Genomic DNA, 15,294 nt, shown 5'->3' with positions numbered 1-15,294 from the left:
TTTGTCCGTAGGGCGCAGACAGCGGAAAATGCGCGCCACTGCCTATTCTGCCGCTCGAGGAGCGCGTGCAAGCATACGTGTTTTGCATGCAGCGCCGGGCCTTTTTCTCTGTCAGGACTTTTTTGATGATTGCTTCGCTTGCCCCCGAACGCGACCTGCTGGCGCACTACCAGGCCTTCCTCGACGCCCTGGCCGCTGCCGGCTTTCGCGGCGAAATCGCCCGCGGCCTGGGCCTGCGCACGGTGTTGGCCACCGACAACTCGATCTACCAGCGTGTGCCGCAAGCCGCGGTCTTTCCCCGGGACGCCGCGGACGTCGAGCTGCTGGCCACGCTGGCGGCGCGCCCGGAACACCGCCAGGTGGTGCTGACCCCGCGGGGCGGCGGCACCGGCACCAACGGCCAGTCGCTGACCGACGGGGTGGTGGTCGACCTGTCCCGGCACATGAACCGCATCCTCGAAATCAATGTCGAGGAGCGCTGGGTGCGGGTGCAGAGCGGGGTGGTCAAGGACCAGCTCAACGCCGCCCTCAAGCCCCACGGCCTGTTCTTCGCCCCGGAGCTGTCGACCTCCAACCGCGCCACCGTCGGCGGCATGATCAACACCGACGCCAGCGGCCAGGGCAGCTGCACCTACGGCAAGACCCGCGACCACGTGCTGGAACTGAGCACCGTGCTGCTGGACGGCAGCCGCCTGGATACCGCGTCCATCGACAATCAGCGACTGAGCGACGAAACCGCCCGCGACGACCGCATCGGCGAGGTCTATCGCTGCGCCCAAGGCATCGCTGACAGCCAGGCCGAACTGATCGAGGCGATCTTTCCCAAGCTCAACCGCTGCCTGACCGGCTACGACCTGGCGCACCTGCGCGAGGGCACAGAGCGCTTCAACCTCAACAGCGTGCTGTGCGGCTCCGAAGGCTCCCTGGGCTTTATCGTCGAGGCGCGGCTGAACGTGCTGCCGATTCCCAAGCACTCGATCCTGGTCAACGTGCGTTATGCCGGCTTCATGGACGCGCTGCGCGATGCCAAGGCGCTGATGGAACTCAAGCCGCTGTCGATCGAGACGGTGGATTCCAAAGTGCTGCTGCTGGCCATGCAGGACATCGTCTGGCACGGGGTGGCGCGTTATTTCCCCGAGCAGGCCGAGGCCCCGACCCTGGGCATCAACCTGATCGAGTTCAGCGGCGACGACCAGGACGAGCTGGAGCAGCGGGTCGACGCCTTCGTCCGCCATTTGCAGCAAGACAACTCGGTGGTGCGCCTGGGCCATACCCTGGCCATCGGCGCCCAGGCGGTGAACCAGGTGTACGCCATGCGCAAGCGCGCGGTCGGCCTGCTGGGCAACGTCCAGGGCGAGGCGCGGCCGCAGCCCTTCGTCGAAGACACCGCGGTGCCGCCGGAGAACCTGGCGGACTACATTCTCGAATTCCGTGCGCTGCTCGACGGCCATGGCCTGCAATACGGCATGTTCGGCCACGTCGACGCCGGGGTGCTGCATGTGCGGCCGATCCTGGACATGAAGGACCCGGCCCAGGCGGCGCTGATCCAGCCGATTTCCGATGCGGTCGCGGCGCTGACCCACAAGCATGGCGGCCTGCTGTGGGGCGAGCACGGCAAGGGCCTGCGCTCGCAGTACGTGCCGGACTATTTCGGCGAGCTGTACCCGGCGCTGCAGGCGCTGAAGGCGGCCTTCGACCCGTTCAACCAGCTCAACCCCGGCAAGATCGCCACCCCGGCCTCGGTGCCGCAGGCGCGCCTGACCCGGGTCGACGAAGTGGTGCTACGCGGCGAGCTGGATCGCACCATCGACGAACGCGTCTGGCAGAGCTACGACAGCGCCCTGCATTGCAACGGCAACGGCGCCTGCTACAACTTCGACCCGGACGACGCCATGTGCCCGTCGTGGAAGGCCACCCGCAACCGTATCCATTCGCCCAAGGGCCGCGCCTCGCTGATCCGCGAGTGGCTGCGGCTGCAGGGCGAGCAGGGGGTGAATGTGCTCGAAGGCGGTGGTGCGCGGCTGTCCAACCTGGCCCAGCGGGTCTGGAACAGCCTGGCCCGGCGCGCCGGGCGCGAGGATTTCTCCCATGAGGTGTACGACGCCATGGCCGGTTGCCTGGCGTGCAAGTCGTGCGCGGGGCAATGCCCGGTCAAGGTCAACGTGCCGGAATTCCGCTCGCGTTTCCTCGAGCTGTACCACGGCCGCTACCTGCGACCGCTGAAGGATTACCTGATCGGCTCGCTGGAGTTCAGCATTCCTTACCTGGCGCGGTTGCCACGGCTGTACAACGCGCTGATCAGCGCGGCGCCGGTGAACCGGGCCCTGGAGCGCCTGGCGGGGATGGTCGACAGCCCCTTGCTCAGCACTCTGGATTTCCAGGCGGTGTGCCGCCGGCGCAATGTGCGCATGGCCAGCGCCGCACAACTGGCGGCGCTGACCGAAGCACAGCGCCAGCGCAGCGTGGTGCTGGTGCAGGATGCCTTCACCCGGTTCTTCGAGACGCCGCTGGCCGCCGAGTGGCTGGAGCTGATCGAGCGCCTGGGCTTCCAGATCTACCTCGCGCCGTTCGCGCCCAATGGCAAGCCGCTGCAGGTCCAGGGGTTCCTCGGCGCCTTCGCCCGGGCCGCGCGCTACAACGCTGCCTCGCTGCTGAAGCTACAGGCCAGCGGCGTGCCGCTGGTGGGGCTCGACCCGGCGATGACCCTGGTCTACCGCCAGGAGTACCGCAAGACCCTGGGCACCGCCCAGGCTCCCGAGGTGTTGCTGCCCCAGGAATGGCTGGCTCGGGTGCTGCCCGAGGCGGGCGAAGCGAGCGCGGCGGGCGAGGCTGAGCCGTATCAGTTCCTGCCGCATTGCACGGAGAAGACCAACGAACCGGGCGCCGTCGGCCTGTGGCAACAGGTATTCGCGCGCCTGGGGCTGAAATTGCAAGTCCTGCCCAGCGGCTGCTGCGGCATGTCCGGCACCTACGGTCACGAGGCGCGTAACCTGGCCACTTCGCAGGTCATCTACCAGCAGTCCTGGCAGCCGCTGGTGGCGCGCCATGGCCAGGGCGGCCGCCTGCTGGCCGACGGCTATTCCTGCCGCAGCCAGGTCAAGCGCCAGGAAGGACAAGGCCTGCAGCACCCGCTGCAAGCCCTGCTGGAGCAACTGCGCAAACGGCCGCTGACAGCCTGACTGCACGGCCTGTGAGCGCCAGGTGCGGCTACAGGGGCGGGGTGCTGGCGGAAGGGCAGGCGCGGCGTTTGTAGCCGCTGCCAAGCGCCAGCGAGGCTGCGATCGGCAACGCAGTTGCCGCGAGGCCTGAGTCCCGGGTGTGGCTGAGGGGCCGCGTCGTTTGGTTTGGCGCCTGCTTCGCAGTCGATCGCAGCCTCGCTAAGGCTCGACAGCGGCTACGGGGGTTACAGGGTTACAGCGCCGGCGCGGTGTTTGTAGCCGCTGCTGAGCGCCAGCGAGGCTGCGATCGGCAACGCAGTTGCCGTGAGGCCTGAGTCCCGGGTGTGTCTGGGGGACCGCGTTGGCTGGTTTGCGCCTGCTGCGCAGTCGGTCGCAGCCTCGCTAAAGCTCGACAGCGGCTACAGGCGGGGTGCTGGCGGAGGGGCAGGCGCGGCTTTTGTAGCCGCTGCCAAGCGCCAGCGAGGCTGCGATCGGCAACGCAGTTGCCGCAAGGCCTGAGTCCCGGGTTTGTCTGGGGGACCGTGTTGGCTGGTTTGGGCGCCTGCTGCGCAGTCGATCGCAGCCTCGCTGAGGCTCGGCAGCGGCTACAGGGCTACAGGGGCGGGGCAGGGCGTCAGGGTTCTTCCATCAGTTGCTTGATGCGCAGCCAGTCGTTGCGGGCCTGCAGGTATTTTTCGTTTGCCAGCTGCTTGGCGTTGCTGAACAGGGCGAGGCGGTCGTCGTCGACCTGGTCGGTATTGAGCAGCTCATAGGCCGCGACGTCCAGGCGGTCGGCCTCGGCGAACAGCCGGGCGTTGTTCGCCAGTTCGCGGTTGAATCGTTCTGTCCTGTTCATGGATGCGTCGTCCTCGTCTGAATGCGTTGTCAGGCTTGCTGCCGCCGGCCGCGCCGTGCTCATTTCCACTGCCAGCGGCCACCGGCCGTTTCACAGTCGGTGCGGGCCTGCTTGAGGTCTTGCGCCTGGTAATAAAAGGTCACCACCCGTGCCTTGTCGGGAATGTTCACGGACGAGCCGCGCGGGTCGCTGTCGGTGGCGCGGGGGTTGGCCAGTGCCTCCTGGGTCAGGCGCGCCCGGCAGACGGCGAGGTAGGACTCATCGCAAGACGCGACCTTTTCCTTCCGGCTGGCCAGGGTGCCCTTGCTCTCGTTGCTGCACGACCAGGCGATGGCGTCGGCCGGCATGCCTTCGAAGAGATAACAGGTGTGGGTGTCGACACCGGGGACATCGCTGCTCTGCGAACGGGTGACCACGTCGCAGCTCTGGGCGAAAGCGCCGCCGCTGCCCAGGGCAACCGCGGCAAGACACACAAGCGTGGGGGTATTCATGGCGATCCCTCTTCCTGGCTCGGGGAGCCCCGGCAAGCCCGGTTACGGGCGGTCGAGGTCGTGAAGTCCTGCCTGAATTTGGAAAATCGCCCGGCGGCCAGGGTTCCATGGCGCTGCCCGGCGGTTGCCTCGGACGTGAGTCAGCGGGCCGGGCGCCGGGACGGTTTTTCGCGGATGCGCCGGGCAAGGGATCGATTGCCGGCGGGGCATTGTCCAAGATTGAAGCTGTTTATAGTGCCCGAAGGATCGAGTTGTATTTTCAATTGGAGACGCGACAGGCCGATCGGTCTAACTCGCGGTGGGCCGGGCCGTTGCTGTGAGCCGGTGCCCGGCCCTTCGTTCCTGTGTGCCTCGATAGAACAATAAGAAAGCACCTTGCCTGGCGGAGAGCGATATGACGGATCAGCCCCGAAAAGTTCTGGATGACGAGCGTTTTCGTCTGTTGGTCGAGGCGGTGGTCGACTATGCGATCTACATGATCGATCCCCAGGGCATCGTCACCAGCTGGAATGCCGGGGCCCGGCGCTTCAAGGGGTATCAGGAAGCGGAAGTCCTCGGTACGCATTTTTCCTGTTTCTACACCGCCGAGGACCGCGCGGCCGGCCTGCCGCAACGCGCCTTGCACACTGCGCTCACTGAAGGGCGTTTCGAAGGCGAGGGCTGGCGGGTGCGCAAGGACGGCACGCGCTTCTGGTGCCATGTGGTGATCGACCCGATCCGCGACAGCAGCGGGGAGTTGCTGGGGTACGCCAAGATCACCCGCGACCTGACCGAGCGCAAGATCGCCGAGGAGACCCTCAAGCAGAGCGAACAGCAGTTCCGCCTGCTGGTGCAGAGCGTCACCGACTACGCCCTCTACATGCTCGACCCCGAAGGCCGCGTGAGCAGCTGGAACCTGGGCGCGCAGCGGATCAAGGGCTACCTGCCGCAAGAGATCATCGGCCAGCATTTCTCGCGTTTCTACAGCGAGCAGGACCGCGCCGCCGGCGAGCCCGAGCGGGCGCTGCAGACGGCCCTGCGCGAAGGCCGGTTCGAGAAGCAGGGCGTGCGGGTACGCAAGGACGGCACGCAGTTCCAGGCCCATGTGATCATCGACCCGATCCGCAGCGACAGCGGCCAGTTGCTGGGATTCGCCAAGGTCACCCGCGACATCAGCGAGGCGGTGCAGGCGCAACAGGAACTGGAGCGGGCCCGCGAGGCGCTGTTCCAGGCGCAGAAACTGCAAGCCATCGGCCAGCTCAGCGGCGGTATCGCCCACGACTTCAACAACCTGCTGACGGTGATCCTCGGCAACCTGGAATTGGCGCGCAAGCGCATCGACGACCCGGGCAGGCTCGCGCGCCTGCTGGACAACGCCGCGCTCGGCGCCGAGCGCGGGGTTTCGCTGACCCAGCGCATGCTGGCCTTCGCCCGGCGCCAGGAACTGAAGAGCGAACCGGTGGACCTGCCGCACCTGGTGAAAAACCTCAGCGGCCTGTTGCGCAGTTCCCTGGGCCCCCAGGTGACGATTCTCAACCGCTTGCCCGAGGCGTTGCCGACGGTGCTGGCCGACGTCAACCAGCTGGAGCTGGCGTTGCTCAACCTGGCGACCAACGCCCGCGATGCGATGCCGGGTGGTGGCACCATCGAACTGCGGGCCGAGCTGGGCGACCGGGCCCAGGCGTCCAGCATCAACCTGCCCCATGAGCATTTCGTGCGCCTGAGCGTGATCGACAGCGGCGAAGGCATGGACGAGCAGACGCTGGCCTCGGCGGCCGACCCGTTCTTCACCACCAAGGGTGTAGGCAAGGGCACCGGCCTCGGGCTGTCGATGGTGCATGGCCTGGCCGAGCAACTGGGCGGCCGGCTGATCCTCAAGAGCCGCAAGGGCCAGGGCACCACCGCCGAGCTGTGGCTGCCGCTGGCGACCCAGGCGATGCGCGTCGCACCGCCGCCCCCGGAGATCGAGGTGAAGCAGGAGCCGTTGTGCGTGCTGGTGGTCGACGACGACAGCCTGGTGCTGACCAGCACCACGCTGCTGCTCGAAGACCTCGGCCACCAGGTGCTCTGTGCGGTGTCCGGGGTGCAGGCGCTGCAACGCTTCCAGGAGTATCCAGCGATCGACCTGATGATCACCGACATGGCGATGCCGCAGATGGACGGCGGGCAACTGGCGAGCGCCGTGCGCCTGTTGCGCCCGGACCTGCCGATCATTCTCGCCAGCGGCTACACCCAGCGCGTGGAAGGGCTGGCGGCGACCCTGCCGCGGGTGCCCAAGCCCTACACCCAGCTGCAATTGATCGAGGCCCTGGCGCAAGCCCTGGCGCCGGCCTCGGCGGACCTCAAGGAAGGGCCTGCGGACGCAGGTACTCCGGGGACAGCAGGTTGAACCACAGCAGGATCATGCCCACCAGCACCGTCACCAGCACCAGCAGGCCGACGCCCCACACCGAGGCAGCATAGGGCAGGCCGCGGTCCTGGTTCAGGCGCATGAACTTCGGCAGCCCGACGAACAGCAGGTAGCTGGCGTAGGCGCTGGCCAGCAACAGGGTGATCGCCGCCAGCCAGCGGTTGGGGTACAGCGCGACGAGGCCGGCGAGAAAATACGGCGTCGCGGTGTAGGCGGCAAAGCCGATGCACTGGTTCAGCGTCGGCCGGGCCTCGAAGGAGCGCGACATCCAGCGCACGAACACGCCCATCAGCCAGGTGCCGAACAGCGTCGCCAGGTACAGCAGCACGCTCAGTTGCAGGGCGCTGGCCGGGCTCAGGCGCACGCGCTCGCTGTCGGCCAGGCTCCAGCCGGTCCAGGTCGCACCGATGAACAGGCACAGGCTGGGCAGCAGGGTCCAGAGCAGCAGGTGCGGCAGGTATTGGCGGGGGTGCTGTTCTTCTTCACTACGAATGGCGACCCAGGCATCGTCCGGCTGGGTCAGCAGTTTGATCAGATGTGCTTTCACGACAGGCCTCCTGTTCGGCAATGCCGGGCAATCGCCCTGCCGATGCGCCGGGCCAGCCCCTATGTCCATGTGGAAAACCCGGCGCGGCGGCAGGTTCAAACTTTCCGGCGGAGTGCGCTCGGGCATGACCGGCGGTCGCTCGCGACGACCTCCGACGCCGGGCGCGGGTCTGTCACAGGGAGGCCCCCGTGCCCCAGCCAACCCCATGCCACTGCCGAGGGCCTGCGATGAAAGCCTTGAAGATTGCCACCTTCAACCTCAACGGCATCCGTGCGCGCCTGCCGAACCTGTTGGCCTGGCTGGCCCGCGAGCGCCCGGATATCGTCTGCCTGCAGGAGCTCAAGGCCGCCGACCGGGACTTTCCCGCGGCGGCGCTGGAACAGGCCGGCTACGGCAGCCTGCACCTGGGCCAGGCGTCGTGGAACGGCGTGGCGATCCTGGCCCGCGGGGCCCAGCCGCTGGAGATCCGCCGCGCCTTGCCGGGGACCGAGGACGACCCGCAGAGCCGTTACCTGGAGGCGGCGGTCCACGGCGTGCTGGTGGGGTGCCTGTACCTGCCCAACGGCAACCCGCAGCCGGGGCCGAAATTCGCCTACAAGCTGGCCTGGTTCGAACGCCTGATCGCGCATGCCGCGACCCTGTGCGACAACGGGCACCCGGTAGTGCTGGCGGGGGACTACAACGTGGTGCCCACCGACCTGGACATCTATGACCCGCGCTCCTGGCTCAAGGACGCGTTGCTGCAACCGCAAAGCCGCGACTGCTACCGGCGCCTGCTGGAGCTCGGCTGGACCGACGCCTTGCGCGCGCTGTACCCGCAGGAGCGGGTCTATACCTTCTGGGATTATTTCCGCCAGCACTGGCCCCGTAACTCGGGACTGCGCATCGATCACCTGCTGCTCAACCGCGAACTGGCGCCTTACCTGAAGCAGGCCGGGGTCGATGCCTGGGTGCGCAACGAACCCCATGCCAGTGACCACGCGCCGACCTGGATCGAGCTGGGCACGCGCCGGCGTCGCCGCTGAGCGACACGCCGGGCATAAACGCTGGGCATAAAAAGCCCGGCGCTGAGGCCGGGCCTGCGAACCAAGGGGAAAAGGGCTCGCCAGGGTGAGGGAAGGGGATCAGGCCGCCAGGTGCGAGGCCGCCTTCTTGTATTCGGCCTTGAGCGCTTCCATTTCCGCGCCCAGTTGCTCCAGGGTCGCCTTGCCCAGCAGCTTCCTGGCCTGCGGGAACATCTCGCGTTCTTCTTCCTCGATGTGATGCTCCAGCAATTCCTTGACCACCTTCACCCGACCGGCGAATTCCGGGGTCGAGGGATCGGTGTTCTTCAGGTCCGGCAGCACCAGCGAGTCGACGGTGCGGTGTTCTTCCTTGGCCTCGTAGTACATCACCTGCTGTTCCTTGCCGCCGGCCTTCTTGAAGGCCGGATAGAGGATCTGTTCTTCCAGCTGGGTGTGCACGGTGACCTCGATTTCCAGCTTGTTCAACAGCTCGGTGCGCTTCTTGATACCGCGCTCGGTGGACTCACTCAGTTGGGTCAGGAGCGTCTTGACGCGTTCGTGGTCGCTGATCAGCAGGTCGATGGCGTTCATGGTGATTCCTCTGGCTGTCACGGGAGATGGGACGGTCGCTGCCGCCCTTGTTGACAATGAAGATTGCAGGGGCCGTGCCAGATGGCTGATGCGGAGCAACCCAAGGAAAATCAATGGCTTGGCCTATTGGCCGCGACTGGGGCTTCGTGCAAGCTGCATGGCGGGCGCTTGCGCGGTCTTGCATTCTGCTGGCTGCTCAGTCGCCGGCAGCGCGCTTGCTGCGTTCGTAGCGCGCCAGCATCGGTTGGGTGCTCAGGCCATGGACCAGGATGCTCAGAGCCACCACCGACAGGGTCAGGTCGCTGCCGGTAGCGGCCAGCGCCGGGTCGAGCTGATGGTTGAGGGCGTAGAACAGGTAATAGAAGCTGCCGATGCCGCGGATGCCGAACCAGCCGAGCAGCAGGTGCTGGCGCCTGTCGAGCAGCGTGCCCCAGGGCATCAGCAGCACGCTCAGCGGCCGGATCAGCAGGAACAGCAGGGCGCCGACCAGCAGCGCGCGCCAGTCCCAGTGGGCCACCAGCACCACGCCGAGCAGGGTCACCAGGAACACTTCCATGGCCCGTTCCACCAGGCCGCCGAAGGCCAGCATGTCGCCGAGCATGATGCCCGCCGCCACCTGGGTTTCCTGCAGGGCGTCGACATCGCCCCGTACCGCCTGGTGCGGGGCGACATGCTGATGGTCGATCACCGGCTGCACCAGGTGCTCGGCCGGCGCATGGGCGTGGTCGCTGGAGTGCACCTCGGCCTGGCGCAGGCCCAGGGCGGCGGCGAACACCGCGAGAAAACCGTAGCCGTGGAGCAGTTCCGCGACCACATAGGCCAGGGCGATCAGGGCGAAGGTCAGGTAGTCGTTCGGCGACCCCGTGCTGTCCGCGTGCTTGATCCGCTGGTGCAGAGTCAGGTGGCCCAGGCCACGGCCCATCCAGTAGCCGCTGAGCAGCCCCGCGGGCACCGCCCACAGCAGGCTGACCAGGGCCCAGTCGGCGAACCAGGCGCTGTGCTCGCCGCCCTGGCGGGTCAGCAACAGGCCGAGGATCACGAAGGGAAACGCCACGCCGTCGTTCAGCCCGGCCTCGCCCGAAAGGCCGAAGCGCACCCGGTCGTAGTCCCCGGCGTCGCTGACCTGGACCAGCGTCGCCAGCACCGGATCGGTGGGGGCGAGGATCGCGCCGATCAGCACCGCCGCGCCCCAGGGCAGCTCCAGGGCGTAATGCAGCAGCAGGGCGACGCCGGCGATCGACAGCAGCATCACCGGGCCGGCCAGGCCAAAGGCGATGCGCCAGCTGCGATGGCCGAGCGGCAGGCGCAGCTTGAGACCGCTGACGAACAGGGAGAACAGCACCGCGACTTCGCTCAGGTGCTCCATCCATCCCGCGGCCTGGTGCACATCCAGGCGCAGCAGGTCCAGGCCGGCGGGGCCGATGGCGACGCCCAGCGCCAGGCATACCACCGAGGTGGTGATCGGCATCCAGCGCAGGTAGGAGGAGGTGAGCGCAAGGATCAGCAGCACCGCGCCCAGTACCGCGACCCAGGCGATGAAACTCATCGCGAGCGAATCCGGGGTGGGGGGAGAGTCCTCAACGAGGTTTTTTTAAGAGTCCTCGACGTGGTTTTCTTAAGAGCCCTCAACGCGGTTCTCTTTAGCGTCATCAACGCGGTCCTCCTTATGGTGCGCAGGCGGCAAGCTCGAAGCGGCGGCTCCCTCGCGGAAGACGCCCGGCAGCGGCGGATGTTCCAGCGGACTGCCGGATGGCGCGGCGCAGCGCCGTTCATCCATTGCCTCGCACCTCGGCTCGGCGATGCCCTCGAACCAGGGACAGGGCACTGTCGCCCAGGCCATTACCGAGGTGTCTATGACTCGCTCTCCCGCTGCTCCGCCCACCGACCGCACCCGCACGCCCGAGGCCCTCGAACCGCAGGACGCCCACGGCATGCCCGGCTACCCCGGGCGCGCCACCGATCAGCCTCCAGCGCCCAAGCATCAGCGTCCCCCCACTCGTCCGATGCCCCCGGCGCAAGACAGGCATGAGAGCACCGAGCTGGGTATCGAGACCCCCGAGCAGGACAACGACAAGGTCGGCTGAAACGGCCGGGCGGGGCGTTCAGCCGCCGCCGACCTTCCAGTGCTTGACGTCGTCGGCGAAGACGACCTGGCGCACTTCGTGGGCGATGCCGTAGGCCAGCGACTCGTGGGCGGCGATGACTTTTTCCTCGGCCGACAGGCATTTGAAGATGTCCAGCTGGGTCGCCGCCTCGGCGGTTTCCAGCTCGTAGATCTTCACGTAGCGCGCCAGGTCGTTGTCCAGGCTCGAGAGGTATTCGCGCAGGCGCTGGTGGTCCACCGAACTCTGGCTGAAGTACCAGTTCATCGGGTGGATCAGGTAGCGCGAGTGGGGCGTGGTGATCCGCCGGTTGGCGGCCAGGAACATGATGATGCCCATCGACTCGATGTTGCCGGCGTTGATCGCGCACAGCGGCACCGGCAGCGACTTGAGGAAGGTGTAGAGGGTGAAGCCGAAATTGGTGCTGCCGCCGGTGGTGGACAGATTCAGCAGCAGCGAGCTGGCGCCTTGTTCGATCGCTTCCAGGCAACTGTCGCGAAAGCGCTCGGTGGTGCCCTGGTCGATCTGGCAATGGAAATGCACGATGTGCTCTGTCATCGGATGTCCTCCCGGTGGGGGCCGCATCGCGCGGCCAGGCCTTACGGTGGAGCCCGGGCCGTGGCGAAGGTTTCCGTCGATCGACAAGGGACGACGGGCGGCCCCTGCGACGGGGAAATTTAAATGAACCCTGGCCCGGGCCGCCGACCTAAGACGCTGCATGGCCCGGGTCCATGACGGATCGCGCCACGCGCCTGCCTTGTCCCATCCGACGTCGAGACCCGCCCGTGCCCAGAATCCTGCTTTCCCACCGCGACGACAGCCCCTTGAGCGAACACAACGCACAGATGTTCGGCTCGCCCAAGGAGCGCCTGGATTTCTACCGCCGCGAAATCCAGTACGAAACCAGCATCCTGGCCAATCGCACGGATGCCTACCTGGCCGCGCAATCCTTCCTGGTGATCGCCTTCACCTCGTCCATGGGCAACCTCAACCCGGAATGGGGCAAGCTGTTCACCCTGGCGGTGCCGCCGTTCCTGGCGCTGCTCGGGATCCTCAGCTCGCTCAACGCCTGGCCGGGCATCCGCGCGGCCTACGACATCATCGACCACTGGTATTTCAAGCAGGCCCAGTTGCTGCGCAGCGAGCCGGTGATGGGCCTGGCCTACGACGAATCGCCGCTGTTCTGCGAGCGCGAGTCGACCCACAAGGGTTATCAGAAGTCGCTGCTGTTTTCCCTGCGCACGCCCTGGATCTTCGCCTGCTTCTGGCTGCTGCTCGGGGTGTGGTCGCTGTATATCCAGCTGACCAATCCGGGGGCTTGAGCTCGCGTGCGATCTTGAAGACCGCGTCGCCTGGTTTGGCGCCTGCTTTGCAGGCGATCGCAGCCTCGCTGAGGCTCGACAGCGGCTACAGGACTGTGAGTTACCTGGGCAGGGCCAGACGGGCTTTTGTAGCCGCTGCCGAGCGCCAGCGAGGCTGCGATCGGCAACGCAGTTGCCGCAAGGCCTGAGTCCCGGGTTTGTCTGGAGGACCGCGTTGGCAGGGTTGGCGCCTGCTGCGCAGGCGATCGCAGCCTCGCTAAGGCTCGACAGCGGCTACAGGGTTACAGAGCTACAGGGCAGGGGGCCGCTGGCGCGTTAGCGGCCGGTGTGTTGTAGGGGCAGTGGCTTGGGTGGGTAGTGGCGGGGTGTGCGGGGTTCCTGGTCGGCGAAGTCGCGGTTGATCAGGCGCAGGTGTTCGATCGCTTCCTGGAACCGGGCTTCGGCCTTGTCGCGCAGGTGGCGGTACTGCTCGAAGGTCTCGCTATCGAGCCGGGCGTCGTCCAGCAGGGCGAAGGCCTGGGCGCTGAGCGCACAGGCGTGGCGGAACAGGCGCTGGTTCTGTTCGAGGGCGAAGGCGCGGCAGGCGCGCAGTTGAAAGCGCTGGTGCGGGCTGTACATGACAGGTTCCTTGTTCTGCGGGATCGGGTGCGGGCCGCGGATGCCGGGTGAGGGCCCGGGTAGCCGGCGACGGGTTTTCCAGGCATTGGTAAAAAATTCGACCGGGCCGTTTGCACCGGGACTGCAAAAATAAACAGCGGAAAAACCGTTGGATCGCCGCGCGCCACCGGCTCCCAGCGATCATGTTTTTCAATCGGTCGCCCCCCATGGGCCGTCCCTTCGACCGTTCATCCCTTGCCTTGCACCCCCAGGCATCGGGCGCTGCCTAACCGACAAGGTCCGGATTCGCCCGGCCCGTAGCGAGGTGCAGCATGATTCCTTCCCGACCCGAACCCGATGAGCCCCGGGCTCCCGACACCGATCCCGAACAACCGGTCCGCCGCCACGACCCGGTGACCGATCCCAACGTCAATGGCGACCGCACCGACGAGGTGCCCGAGACAGAGGTGGAGCGGCCGACAGACCCGGACCTGCCGCCGGCCGACGAACCGACCCCGCTGTCCGACGACCGTCGCTGACCGCTTGCCTCTCGCAGCCAAACGCCGACCGAACGCTGCCCGGGGGCCCGCGGTCAACCCAGAACAGCGACGACGGCGGAGGCGCCATGAACGAGGTTGAACGGGTGGTGGACTACCTGCGCCAGCAGCGCCTGCTGCTGACCACCGCCGAGTCTTGCACGGCCGGCGCGATGGTGACCCTGCTGGCCCAGGTGCCGGGCAGCGGCGAGTGGGTCGACAGCGGCTATGTGGTGTATTCGGCCGAGGCCAAGCAGCGCCTGCTCGACGTCCGCCCGCAGACCATCGCGACCTTCAACCTCACCAGTTGCGAGGTGGCGCGGGAAATGGCCCTGGGCGCCTTGCACGACAGCCCGGCCACGGTAGCGGTGGCCACCACCGGGCTGCTGGGCCCCGACGATGTCGATGGCATCCCGGCGGGCACCGTGTGCTTCGCCTGGGCCTTCGCGCTCGGCGGCCAAGTGGCGCTGTTCACCCGCAGGGAACGCTTCTTCGGCCCGCGCGAGAGCGTACAGCAACAGGCGGCGTTGCATGGCCTGCGCCAGGTGATGCGTTTTCACCGCGCCGCGCTCAAGGGCGAACGGGCCTAGGAGGGGCAATGGACGATTCCGCCGAAGACGACCTGCGCCCGCGCCAGCAGCCGGTGCGCGAAGACATGGCCCTGCAGCGCAAGGTCTGGCGGTTCGAGCGCCTGGGCTGGTACGCCCTGGTGCTGATCGTGCTGGCGACCCTGGCCGGGGCGTTTTCCCGGGGGCCACTCAGCGACCGCGACATCAGCAGCGCCGATGGCCGCCTGCGCGTGGAGTACCAGCGTTTCCTGCGCAACGGCTCGACCGACGCGCTGACCCTGCACATGCGCGGCTCCCCGGGGCAACGGCTGGAGCTGGAGATCGCCGGCGAGCTGTTGCAGGGCTTCAGCGTGGAGACCATGCAACCGGACCCGCTGCGGGCGAGCGCTGCGGGAGCCGGCATGCGCCTGTGGGTGCAGGCCGACCGCGACGGCCAGGCGCGGCTGTACCTGACGCTGCGCAGCATCGGCATGGGGCCGCATGAGAGCCGGGTGACCCTGGCCGGCAGCCTGCCGCTGACGATTTCCCAGTTCATCTATCCCTAGGAGTTGCCATGGATTCGGTCCTGCGCGCGGCGTGTATCTATCTGGTGCTGATGGTGCTGTTCAAGATCGCCGGGCGTCGTTCGCTGGCGGAGCTGACCACCTTCGACCTGGTGCTGCTGATGGTGATCGGCGAGGCGACCCAGCAGGCGCTGCTGGGCGAAGACTTCTCCATGACCAACGCGGTGCTGGTGATCGTCACGCTGATCGCCATCGACGTCGGCCTGTCGTTGCTCAAGCTGCGCTTCGGCGGCTTCGCGCGGCTGATCGATGGCGGCCCGACGGTGATCGTCGAGCACGGCCGGCTGCTGCGCGCACGCATGCGCCAGGCGCGGCTGGTGGAGGCGGACATACTCGAAGCGGCGCGCACCACCCAGGGGCTGACGCGCCTCGAACAGATCAGGTTCGCGGTCATCGAGCGCAACGGCAAGCTGTCGATCATCGCTTACGACTGAGGGCGCGGCAGACCATTCGTCCAGTGGACCGCACCCCGGCGCGCGAGGCCTTTCCAAACAGATACCTGGCCCTGCATCCGCCCCCGCGGATAGTGCTGTCGATAGCGGCGGGCCAACATCCCACCGGAGGGTACG

General features: G+C 67.2%; 16 protein-coding genes. 9 read left to right on the top strand and 7 right to left on the bottom strand.

Annotation, left to right across the window (positions count from 1 at the left end):
- Positions 1-125: 125 nt before the first annotated feature.
- On the top strand, positions 126-3,179 hold the full coding sequence (locus TO66_RS15925; RefSeq protein ID WP_044463234.1) for an FAD-binding and (Fe-S)-binding domain-containing protein: 3,054 nt from the start codon (positions 126-128) through the stop codon (positions 3,177-3,179).
- A gap of 613 nt (positions 3,180-3,792) precedes the next feature.
- On the opposite strand, the gene TO66_RS15920 is transcribed toward TO66_RS15925, so the two are convergent.
- Together TO66_RS15920 and TO66_RS15915 are read right to left on the bottom strand one after the other, a co-directional pair.
- Positions 3,793-4,014, bottom strand: a complete 222-nt coding sequence (locus TO66_RS15920) for a hypothetical protein (RefSeq protein WP_044463233.1) — start codon at positions 4,012-4,014, stop codon at positions 3,793-3,795.
- A 59-nt stretch (positions 4,015-4,073) separates the two neighbouring features.
- Positions 4,074-4,505 (bottom strand): hypothetical protein, encoded by a 432-nt coding sequence (locus tag TO66_RS15915; RefSeq protein ID WP_044463232.1) that lies wholly within the window; start codon positions 4,503-4,505, stop codon positions 4,074-4,076.
- A 394-nt stretch (positions 4,506-4,899) separates the two neighbouring features.
- On the opposite strand from TO66_RS15915, the gene TO66_RS15910 reads away from it, so the two are divergent.
- A complete protein-coding gene (locus tag TO66_RS15910; protein WP_044463231.1) occupies positions 4,900-6,873 on the top strand; it encodes a PAS domain-containing sensor histidine kinase in 1,974 nt (657 codons plus the stop codon).
- Here TO66_RS15910 and TO66_RS15905 read toward each other — a convergent pair.
- A complete protein-coding gene (locus tag TO66_RS15905; protein ID WP_044463230.1) occupies positions 6,827-7,441 on the bottom strand; it encodes a Yip1 family protein in 615 nt (204 codons plus the stop codon). The two genes, TO66_RS15910 and TO66_RS15905, sit on opposite strands and share 47 nt — an antisense overlap.
- Positions 7,442-7,668: 227 nt before the next feature.
- Between TO66_RS15905 and TO66_RS15900 the strand changes: the two genes are divergently transcribed.
- Complete coding sequence (locus TO66_RS15900) at positions 7,669-8,466, top strand: exodeoxyribonuclease III (RefSeq protein WP_044463229.1); 798 nt, start codon at positions 7,669-7,671, stop codon at positions 8,464-8,466.
- Positions 8,467-8,565: 99 nt separating this feature from the next.
- Here TO66_RS15900 and TO66_RS15895 read toward each other — a convergent pair whose 3' ends face one another.
- Together TO66_RS15895 and TO66_RS15890 are read right to left on the bottom strand one after the other, a co-directional pair.
- Complete coding sequence (locus TO66_RS15895; protein WP_044463228.1) at positions 8,566-9,036, bottom strand: hemerythrin domain-containing protein; 471 nt, start codon at positions 9,034-9,036, stop codon at positions 8,566-8,568.
- Between the two features lie 196 nt (positions 9,037-9,232).
- Positions 9,233-10,582: a sodium:proton antiporter gene (locus TO66_RS15890; protein WP_044463227.1), complete on the bottom strand. Its 1,350-nt coding sequence runs from the start codon at positions 10,580-10,582 to the stop codon at positions 9,233-9,235.
- Between the two features lie 307 nt (positions 10,583-10,889).
- Here TO66_RS15890 and TO66_RS15885 point away from each other — a divergent pair, with 307 nt between their 5' ends.
- A complete protein-coding gene (locus TO66_RS15885) occupies positions 10,890-11,120 on the top strand; it encodes a hypothetical protein (RefSeq protein WP_044466055.1) in 231 nt (76 codons plus the stop codon).
- An 18-nt stretch (positions 11,121-11,138) separates the two neighbouring features.
- Here TO66_RS15885 and TO66_RS15880 read toward each other — a convergent pair whose 3' ends face one another.
- Positions 11,139-11,696, bottom strand: a complete 558-nt coding sequence (locus TO66_RS15880; RefSeq protein ID WP_044463226.1) for an ATP-dependent Clp protease proteolytic subunit — start codon at positions 11,694-11,696, stop codon at positions 11,139-11,141.
- Between the two features lie 227 nt (positions 11,697-11,923).
- Here TO66_RS15880 and TO66_RS15875 point away from each other — a divergent pair, with 227 nt between their 5' ends.
- A complete protein-coding gene (locus TO66_RS15875; RefSeq protein WP_044463225.1) occupies positions 11,924-12,460 on the top strand; it encodes a hypothetical protein in 537 nt (178 codons plus the stop codon).
- Positions 12,461-12,775: 315 nt separating this feature from the next.
- Here the strand turns inward: TO66_RS15875 and TO66_RS15870 are convergent, their stop codons facing one another.
- The gene (locus tag TO66_RS15870; protein ID WP_044463224.1) at positions 12,776-13,078 is read right to left on the bottom strand and encodes a hypothetical protein; all 303 of its coding nucleotides are present in this window, start codon (positions 13,076-13,078) and stop codon (positions 12,776-12,778) included.
- A gap of 311 nt (positions 13,079-13,389) precedes the next feature.
- Between TO66_RS15870 and TO66_RS15865 the strand changes: the two genes are divergently transcribed.
- From TO66_RS15865 to TO66_RS15850, 4 genes are all read left to right on the top strand, one after another.
- Positions 13,390-13,596 (top strand): hypothetical protein, encoded by a 207-nt coding sequence (locus tag TO66_RS15865; RefSeq protein ID WP_044463223.1) that lies wholly within the window; start codon positions 13,390-13,392, stop codon positions 13,594-13,596.
- 86 nt (positions 13,597-13,682) lie between these two features.
- On the top strand, positions 13,683-14,183 hold the full coding sequence (locus TO66_RS15860; protein ID WP_044463222.1) for a CinA family protein: 501 nt from the start codon (positions 13,683-13,685) through the stop codon (positions 14,181-14,183).
- Positions 14,184-14,191: 8 nt separating this feature from the next.
- Positions 14,192-14,707 carry a hypothetical protein gene (locus tag TO66_RS15855; protein ID WP_044463221.1) on the top strand — a complete coding sequence of 172 codons (516 nt, stop codon included), beginning with the start codon at positions 14,192-14,194 and terminating at the stop codon, positions 14,705-14,707.
- An 8-nt stretch (positions 14,708-14,715) separates the two neighbouring features.
- On the top strand, positions 14,716-15,159 hold the full coding sequence (locus TO66_RS15850; RefSeq protein ID WP_044463220.1) for a DUF421 domain-containing protein: 444 nt from the start codon (positions 14,716-14,718) through the stop codon (positions 15,157-15,159).
- Positions 15,160-15,294 lie beyond the last annotated feature (135 nt).

Source organism: Pseudomonas sp. MRSN 12121 (genome assembly GCF_000931465.1).
GTDB lineage: Bacteria > Pseudomonadota > Gammaproteobacteria > Pseudomonadales > Pseudomonadaceae > Aquipseudomonas.
The sequence above is the reverse complement of the archived record's forward strand: the minus strand, read 5'-3'. Positions and strand labels throughout refer to the sequence as shown.

Bases quoted from the DNA above. Each gene is read 5' to 3' on its own strand.
- TO66_RS15925 (WP_044463234.1), top strand. From the start codon at position 126: ATGATTGCTTCGCTTGCCCCCGAACGCGACCTGCTGGCGCACTACCAG.
- TO66_RS15920 (WP_044463233.1), bottom strand. From the start codon at position 4,014: ATGAACAGGACAGAACGATTCAACCGCGAACTGGCGAACAACGCCCGG.
- TO66_RS15915 (WP_044463232.1), bottom strand. From the start codon at position 4,505: ATGAATACCCCCACGCTTGTGTGTCTTGCCGCGGTTGCCCTGGGCAGC.
- TO66_RS15910 (WP_044463231.1), top strand. From the start codon at position 4,900: ATGACGGATCAGCCCCGAAAAGTTCTGGATGACGAGCGTTTTCGTCTG.
- TO66_RS15900 (WP_044463229.1), top strand. From the start codon at position 7,669: ATGAAAGCCTTGAAGATTGCCACCTTCAACCTCAACGGCATCCGTGCG.
- TO66_RS15895 (WP_044463228.1), bottom strand. From the start codon at position 9,036: ATGAACGCCATCGACCTGCTGATCAGCGACCACGAACGCGTCAAGACG.
- TO66_RS15890 (WP_044463227.1), bottom strand. From the start codon at position 10,582: ATGAGTTTCATCGCCTGGGTCGCGGTACTGGGCGCGGTGCTGCTGATC.
- TO66_RS15885 (WP_044466055.1), top strand. From the start codon at position 10,890: ATGACTCGCTCTCCCGCTGCTCCGCCCACCGACCGCACCCGCACGCCC.
- TO66_RS15880 (WP_044463226.1), bottom strand. From the start codon at position 11,696: ATGACAGAGCACATCGTGCATTTCCATTGCCAGATCGACCAGGGCACC.
- TO66_RS15870 (WP_044463224.1), bottom strand. From the start codon at position 13,078: ATGTACAGCCCGCACCAGCGCTTTCAACTGCGCGCCTGCCGCGCCTTC.
- TO66_RS15865 (WP_044463223.1), top strand. From the start codon at position 13,390: ATGATTCCTTCCCGACCCGAACCCGATGAGCCCCGGGCTCCCGACACC.
- TO66_RS15860 (WP_044463222.1), top strand. From the start codon at position 13,683: ATGAACGAGGTTGAACGGGTGGTGGACTACCTGCGCCAGCAGCGCCTG.
- TO66_RS15855 (WP_044463221.1), top strand. From the start codon at position 14,192: ATGGACGATTCCGCCGAAGACGACCTGCGCCCGCGCCAGCAGCCGGTG.
- TO66_RS15850 (WP_044463220.1), top strand. From the start codon at position 14,716: ATGGATTCGGTCCTGCGCGCGGCGTGTATCTATCTGGTGCTGATGGTG.